Raw genomic sequence first — 7,768 nt, 5'->3', positions numbered from 1 at the left:
TCCACCGCTGGTCTTCTCCTCTGCCGCATCAGGCTGAACTACAACTCTGTCGGATAAAGGTTTGATTTTTAACGCCATTTCTGTTCCTCCATTATAACATAAGATATTGTTTTTACTTTTCTTATTTTGTTAGCACTCTATCTATTCGTGTGCTATACAGCCTCTTAATATAGAAGTATTAAATATAGGAACAAGAGATTTTTTCAAAATTAAATAAATATATAATTATGAGACATATAGCCCTATAATTATTCGGAGAATGTCAGGGCGGAAAACAATTTCCCCTCCTTCTAAAGGAGGGGATCAAGGGGTGGTTATGCTAAAATATAATTGCGGAGAGGGAGGGATTCGAACCCTCGGTAGGGATTTAACCCCTACTCTCGCTTAGCAGGCGAGTGCCTTAAGCCAGCTCGGCCACCTCTCCAGTGGAATTAATATACTCCGCTTAGATTCCGACAGTCAAGATGTTTACTATTCCTCCCAGCCGAGAATAGCATCTATGGCAGTGAAAGTCATATAATGGTACTTCTCTCTGGTATTCTTATAGATTCTTCTTCCCATCTCCAAACCTTCGGGAGTCTTAGCCAATGCCCGGAATATTTCCCGAACAGAGCCTCTATGCCCAATCTCCGTGAGAAATTTTTCGGTCGTTTCAAAAGAAGGTTCATAGAGATTTTCAACCGCAAGCGCGAGCCAATATCTCAATACGATAGGATTCTGAATATCGTTTAAATTAAGATTATTGTTTAGATCATCTAACCGTTCTGTTGAAATTTTCTTCGGCAACTGTTTAAAGAAATATATCCAGTGATGGGTTGTCCATCCTTCAGTGCTGATTTCGGATGCTGAAGAACCGTTTTCCCAATTATTGACCATATCGTCAACTATATCAAATTCTGTTGAATGCAATTCAGGGAAATTTGACGGTATCCCTTTGCCGTAAACCCAATTATCAATCTGGATTTTTTCCGCCAGCTCTTTATCTCCCATTATCAGATTTTCGTCCATATATTTCAGAAATCGTTCTGTCGTCATATTTCCGAAAGCGTGCTTCGCAAAATATTCTTTCAGAAACGCATCCCATTGCTCTCTACCGACAGCATTCTCAATAGTCTTTAGAAAGAACTTTCCTTTAGAATATGGAATATTCGTAAATGCGTCATCAGGGTTTCTTCCATCCATATTCAGCTTTAGCCGCGTATCAGCGCTGTCAGGACCCATTCTTTCGACCTCTTCTCGCAAACTAATTTCTGATGTTACGTCTAACATATCCTGGTAATTTTTCCCATATACCACTTCCATTATCCTGCCGGTGAAGTAAGTGGTAAATCCTTCGTTCAGCCAGATATCGTTCCAATCTGCGTTGGTCACAAGATTTCCCGACCATGAATGAGCCAGTTCATGCGCTATAAGCGAGACTAAGGATCTGTCGCCCACGAGAACGAGCGGATATACAAACGTGAGCCGTGGATTCTCCATCCCTCCCCAAGGAAAGCTCGGGGGAAGAACTAAAAGGTCATATCTTCCCCAAAGATACGGCCCGTACAGCTCTTCAGCCGATGTCATCATAGCCTCAGTATCGCCAAATTCATATTCTGCTCTATCTATGAGCGATGGTTCGGCGTAAACGCCCGTGCGCGGTCCGAGCGAACGAAATTCCAAATCACCAACCCCTAAAGCCATAAGATAGGATGGAATTTTCTGAGGCATCTCAAAATGATAAACACCTTCTGCATTTTTTTCGGTTGGATTTCCCGCGCTCATTATTGCCAGAAACTTTGATGGCACTTTGATTGTAGCATCATAGCTGAATCGAACGCCGGGAGTGTCCTGTAAAGGTATCCACGTTCGCGCAAGAATTGCCTGTGATTGAGTATACATAAATGGCTCGATACCGCCTGCTGTTTGTATGGGTGGAACCCAATCTAAACCCTGAGCGTCCGGGCTTGTAGCATAGTATATATTAACTGTTTTTGTTTCTGCCGTAATATCAACTACCAGCGCTGAACCGTGAAGCTCGACAAAATCGCCTAATTCATAAGTTGCAGGACTTTCGTCTTCCCCGAGAGTGATTCTATCTATCGTTAAACCCCATGCGTCAAGATATAGTTTATTTACAGCTTCTTTATTATTGATAGATAGGGTCGCTTTCCCTGATATGACCTTTTCCTCAAAATCGACAGATAAATCAAGGGATATATGCTCTATATTCGCTTCCCACGGCCTTGAATTTGAGTGGGAGTCTTTTACGTATATTTTTTCATTCATTGTCCTCGCCATATCTGTATGTTTATCCGTTTTAGTAGCAGTACCTGAAAAACAGCTCATCGTTAATAATGAAATAAATAACGATAATAAAATAAATTTCAAATTGAAGTTAATTTTGATGCCCAATCTTTACTCCTTCCTGTTTAGTATTGATTTTTATTCTGACAAAATCTTTGCTAATATAACTTTCAGACCTGTTAAAAGCATCCGGCAAAATGAGTGATAATATCTCTGTCCGTTAGTTCTCATCCAATCCGAGAATAACTTCAACTCTAGTTCTAGATAGATGATGGTACATCGGTTTTGCCTTCTCATAGATTTTTCTTCCCATCTCCAAACCTTCAGGAGTCTTAGCCAAAGCTCGATATAACCCTGTAGAACCGTATTTCTCCATGAGAAATCTCTCGGTCATGTCAAAAGAAGGTTCATAATGATTTTCCATCGCAAGCGCAAGCCAAATTCTTAATATCCTATGATTCTTATTATTGTTTAAATTTAGATTTTTATTTAGATCGTCTAATCGAGCTGTTGATATTTTCTTCGGAAGCTGTTTAATGAAATATATCCAGTGATGGGTTGTCCAACCTTCAGTGCTTATTTCGGATGCTGAAGAACCGGTTTTCCAATTGTTGACTGCTTCGTCAACAATATCGAATTCCGAAGAATGCAATTCAGGAAAATTTGTAGGTATTCCTTCGCCGTAAACCCAATCATCGATCTGGATTATATCCGCAAGCTCCTCATTTCCCATTATCAGATTTTCGTCCATATATTTAAGGAATCGTTCGGTCGTCATATTGCCAAAGGCATGCACGGTAAAATAATCTTTCAAAAATGCATCCCAACGCTCTCTGCCAACAGCATTCTCAATAGCCATTAAAAAGAAATGTCCTTTATAATATGGAATATTCGTAAAAACACCTGAAGGATCTCTTCCGTCAAAATTCACTTTTAGCCGGGTATCAGCGTTATCGGGACCTATTCGATCAACCGTTGCACTCAAATCTATTTCTTTTACCACATCTAACATATCCTGGTAACTTTTTCCGTATACTACTTCCATTATCCTGCCACCGAAGTAGGTGGTAAAGCCTTCATTCAGCCATATATCATTCCAATCAGAATTTGTCACAAGGTTTCCCGACCATGAATGAGCCAGTTCATGCGCAATGACCGATACTAGTGACCTGTCACCTACGAGATAAAATGGACTTAAAAATGTGAGTCGAGGGTTTTCCATTCCTCCGAATGGAAAGCTCGGAGGAAGAATCAGAAGATCATATCTTCCCCAACGATATGGGCCGTACAGTTCTTCAGCCGAAGTCATCATTGCTTCAGTATCGGCAAACTCATATTCTGCTTTAGCTATGAGCGATGGTTCTGCATAAATGCCTGTACGAGGCCCGAGTGAACGAAATTCCAAATCACCAACCCCAAGTGCAACAAGATAGGATGGAATTTTCTGAGGCATTTCGAAATGATAAACTCCTTCTGCATTCTTTTCTGTCGGATTAGTGGCGCTCATTATAGCCAGAAATTTTGGAGGTACAGTGATAGTAGCGTCATAACTGAATCGAACTCCGGGCGTATCCTGAAGCGGAATCCAGCTCCGTGCAAGTATTGGCTCTGCTACAGTATACATGAACGGTTCAACTCCGCCTGCGGTTTGAATAGGAGCAACCCAATCTAATCCCCCGGCGCTCGGGCTTGTAGCGTAATAGATATTCACTGTTTTCGTTTCCGGCATAATATTAACTATGAGTGGCGATCCGTGAAGTTTAACAAATTCACCTATTTCAAAAGTTGTTGGACTTTCTTCTTTTCCAAGGGTGATTTTTTCGATCTTCAAATCCCAGGAATCAAGGTGGAGCGTGTTTACGGCTTTTTTGTTATTGATAGATAAAATTGCTTTTCCTGATATGATCTTCTCTTCAAAATCGATATTCAGATCAAGTGAAATATGCTCTATATTTGCCTCCCACGGCTTTGAAAATGAATGGGCGTCTTTTACAAATATTTTTTCATTTGTTTTATGCGGTGTATCGGAATGTGTGACCGTCTTGGTAGCAGAACCTGAGAAACAGCTCAGTGTTAGTATCGAAATAAATATTGATAATGCGATAAATCTTAATTTGAGTTTAAAAGTGATATTCAATCTTTGCGCCTCCTTACCTATGATTGATCAGTAGTATGACAAAATCTTTGAAATATAACTTGTAGATATATTAAATGCATCTTGCAAAATGAATGGGAATTAATATTATAGAAAAAAATAATACGAATAATTTTAGATTACTTAAGCAGTAATTATCTGCGATTGAGAAAGCTGCCTATTGTCCACCTGAAATTAAAGGTCCTTCTTAATTTCGTCATATTCTTCTTTAGTTATCTCGCCCTTAGCGTATCTTTTTTTCAATATTTGCATTGGCGTGTCATCACTATCGAACCCAAACCGATGAGCGCTGTTCTTACCAAAAACAAAATAAAGTATCACGACTAATATGATAATCGGAAAAAATGGAAACATCCAGAATCCTCCCGTACCCATCATACTCCAAGGTCCCCTCCACTCCCCTTCATGATGTCTATCAGATTTATCTACTTCGTTATATGACGTTAAGCCGCCTGCTGCCATTACAACTATAACAATAAGCAGAATCAGGATGATGGGGTTCTTTTTAAACATACAGTTCATTATAAACTCCGCGTATAAACTGAGTTTTCAATCAGAGAAATAACTTTATTTCAGAAAACCAGGCATTTCTCCGATTCCTCCACCCACTTTGCTACGGTTGGGAGAGTGCTCTTTTTAACTCCTTCAACAAGCGATTCTTCTTTCAGCCCTCTTGTGTCCATACAGCTGCCACAGGCATGGACTTTATTTTTCCTTCTTACAAGATAGGTCAGCATCTTTTCTATGTTATAGTATCCATCAGGTGTTTTCTGATCTTTCATACCGCAGAATACAGCATCTGCGAACATAAATATGCTCACCGAGTTTCCAGCTTTCGCAAGGGACATAGCTAACCTGAGAGCATTATATGATTTTTCAGTGCCGTAAGGGGGGTCGTTTAAAATAATAGTAATCAAATTATTTCTCCCTTTTATAGATTAATCAGTGGGATGAGCAATTTCCAGTACTTTTTGTTTTGAAGAAAAGGGATTATTATCTATCTCCCGGCAACATCGCGCATTGGGTCTACAAGAATAGCCTCACACGCTTTTTCGCTTCCTACGAGGTAGGATTAATAATCGAATATTTGCTCCAATAAAGGCAGCGAATTTCCTTAATGAAAAGAAGCGTTAATCAGGATTTTTACTCGAATCAATTTCTCCGTCAACTAACACTTTTAGTAATATTTTTTTTATATCATCCATAGTATACGGCTTTTTTATAAATCCATTTACACCGAGCTCTTCAGCTTCTTTAACCCTATCGGATTCACTATAACCGCTAACAATTATGGTTTTCTGCCCTGGTTTTATTTTTATAATCTCTTTATATGTATCAAGTCCATCCATATCATCTTCGAGTATCATATCAAGTAAAGCTAAATCCACGTCTTTTTTCTTAATATATTCAATCGCATCCTGACCTTTCTCTACAGTCACGACATCATATCCTAAAGTTGTTAATAGTCTTTCCGCAATATTTCTTTGTTCTTTTCTATCATCGACCACAAGAATGCTTCCGCTATTCCGTTTCTTTTGCTTAAGTTCAGATGATGTTTCTATTTCTTCGCTTGTCGCTGGAAAATAAATAGAAAATTTTGTTCCAAAACCCAGCTTACTCTCCACGTGAATATGCGCGCCATGATCTTTAAGTACATTATATACTACAGACAATCCCAATCCTGTGCCGCTTTTTTCTGATCTCATTTTTGTGGTAAAAAATGGATCGAATATCTTTGAGACGTTCTCTTCTTCAATTCCCTCCCCCTGATCTTCGATTGTGAGCAGATTATACATTCCTGGCGCAATACTCTTATCACTTAATTTTTCACTTTTTATGTCAACAGAAGAGCTGGTAATACTTAAGACTCCTCCCAAAGGCATAGACTCATATGCATTATTAACAAGATTCATTATCACTTTTGGAATGTGGGCTTTCGAAGCTTTAATTAATAATCGGTCTTTTGAAAGTTGAATATTAAGTTTTACTTGAGGAAATAATTTTTCTGCTGTTTTTGATTCAGCTGAGTTCAGATAATCGTTAATAAAATCATTCAAAACTATCGATTCCATCTTATACTTACCGCGACGGGTTAAAGCCAAGAGATCTGAGACCACATCAGCTGCTCTATGTGCTGAGGAACTTATGGCATCAAGATCTTCATCCACCGGCTTGCCTTCGGATAAATTCATCTTTATCAGTTCCGGATAGGCCATAATTGGACCTATAATATTATTCAGGTCGTGGGCTACTCCCCCTGCTAATAATCCCAATGATTCCATTCGTTTCGCGCGTTCCAGCTTTTCCCTTAGTTCATACTGCTCTGCTTTAATCTTCCTTTTTTCCGTAATATCCTGAACTACGCCAAACAATGCAATCGTTTCATCCCTGTCATCTTTGATTACATGCCCCAAAGCATGAATCCAGACTATCTCGCCATCAACCGGGCGTTTAGTTGCAAAGGTAACATCAAATTCAGATCTTTCTCCTTCTCTTATAGCAACAAACTTATTCCATGCAATTTCGGCTGCTTTCACATCGGCGAGCTTCATATTTGCATACCAATCATCTTTGGTATGATAGCGATAATCAGGACGTGGGAAATCGCCAAATATCGCAATAGTCCTATCAGATGATGTATACCAACCCGAATCCTCAAATGAAACGTGCCAATAACCTGACTTAGTAATATCAAGAGCAGATTCGGCAAGAAAATTTGCGCGAATAAGCTCTTCTTCTCGTGATTGCAATTCAGATGTAAAATTATAAACTTGTTTTATAAGCGGACTTACAATCTTCCGACTTAAAAAAGTACCTATGAGAATTAACCCGAATGAAGCAAGAATAGTATATAAAATCGCAGTTATAAAAGGTGCCTGAATTTCAGACATATCCATTTTAGCGACTAATCCCATGTCTAAAAAATTTAGATGTTCGTAAGCTGCTAATACTTCCACACCCAAATAATCCAATGCCTCAATTATTCCGGACTTCCCATGAAGCGCCAAGGACATTGGAACAGCTATTCCCGAATTCAATTCCACAGGATCGGGAATCCTGTATGCCGCATCCTTTCTGGCAAATAATAAAAATATGATTAAGTTATTTTTTTTCTCTGCCAACACCAATTCGCCGGTCTCACCAAAGCCTGTGTATTTACGATGACTTTCTCTAATCTGGCTTAAAGTAGCAGCTCTACCGTATCCCTCTGTAGTATCCCCGGAAAAGAAGGCGTTGTATTTTGCTATGGATTCCATAAGTCTCGCCTGAGAACGAGCTAACTCCCGCAGTTGTGTTTTCTTACCTTCAACAGTCAAAACGTAGGTC

The 7,768-nt window shown here is 39.3% G+C and carries 5 protein-coding genes and 1 tRNA gene; all 6 read right to left on the bottom strand.

Going from position 1 to position 7,768, the window contains the following annotated elements:
* Positions 1 to 333: 333 nt before the first annotated feature.
* Positions 334 to 424 (bottom strand) — tRNA-Ser (locus tag IIB39_00820).
* 47 nt (positions 425 to 471) lie between these two features.
* Positions 472 to 2,280 carry a leukotriene A4 hydrolase C-terminal domain-containing protein gene (locus IIB39_00815; GenBank protein MCH8927240.1) on the bottom strand — a complete coding sequence of 603 codons (1,809 nt, stop codon included), beginning with the start codon at positions 2,278 to 2,280 and terminating at the stop codon, positions 472 to 474.
* A 226-nt stretch (positions 2,281 to 2,506) separates the two neighbouring features.
* The gene (locus IIB39_00810) at positions 2,507 to 4,423 is read right to left on the bottom strand and encodes a leukotriene A4 hydrolase C-terminal domain-containing protein (protein ID MCH8927239.1); all 1,917 of its coding nucleotides are present in this window, start codon (positions 4,421 to 4,423) and stop codon (positions 2,507 to 2,509) included.
* Positions 4,424 to 4,615: 192 nt separating this feature from the next.
* Positions 4,616 to 4,819 (bottom strand): SHOCT domain-containing protein, encoded by a 204-nt coding sequence (locus IIB39_00805; GenBank protein ID MCH8927238.1) that lies wholly within the window; start codon positions 4,817 to 4,819, stop codon positions 4,616 to 4,618.
* A gap of 194 nt (positions 4,820 to 5,013) precedes the next feature.
* Positions 5,014 to 5,358 carry a DsrE family protein gene (locus tag IIB39_00800; GenBank protein ID MCH8927237.1) on the bottom strand — a complete coding sequence of 115 codons (345 nt, stop codon included), beginning with the start codon at positions 5,356 to 5,358 and terminating at the stop codon, positions 5,014 to 5,016.
* A 213-nt stretch (positions 5,359 to 5,571) separates the two neighbouring features.
* Positions 5,572 to 7,698: a response regulator gene (locus IIB39_00795; protein ID MCH8927236.1), complete on the bottom strand. Its 2,127-nt coding sequence runs from the start codon at positions 7,696 to 7,698 to the stop codon at positions 5,572 to 5,574.
* Between the last annotated feature and the right edge of the window lie 70 nt (positions 7,699 to 7,768).

It is taken from the genome of Candidatus Neomarinimicrobiota bacterium (genome assembly GCA_022573815.1).
Classification (GTDB): domain Bacteria; phylum Fidelibacterota; class SORT01; order SORT01; family SORT01; genus JACZTG01.
The sequence above is the reverse complement of the archived record's forward strand: the minus strand, read 5'-3'. Positions and strand labels throughout refer to the sequence as shown.

Bases quoted from the DNA above. Each gene is read 5' to 3' on its own strand.
- IIB39_00815 (MCH8927240.1), bottom strand. From the start codon at position 2,280: ATGGCGAGGACAATGAATGAAAAAATATACGTAAAAGACTCCCACTCA.
- IIB39_00805 (MCH8927238.1), bottom strand. From the start codon at position 4,819: ATGATGGGTACGGGAGGATTCTGGATGTTTCCATTTTTTCCGATTATC.
- IIB39_00795 (MCH8927236.1), bottom strand. From the start codon at position 7,698: ATGGAATCCATAGCAAAATACAACGCCTTCTTTTCCGGGGATACTACA.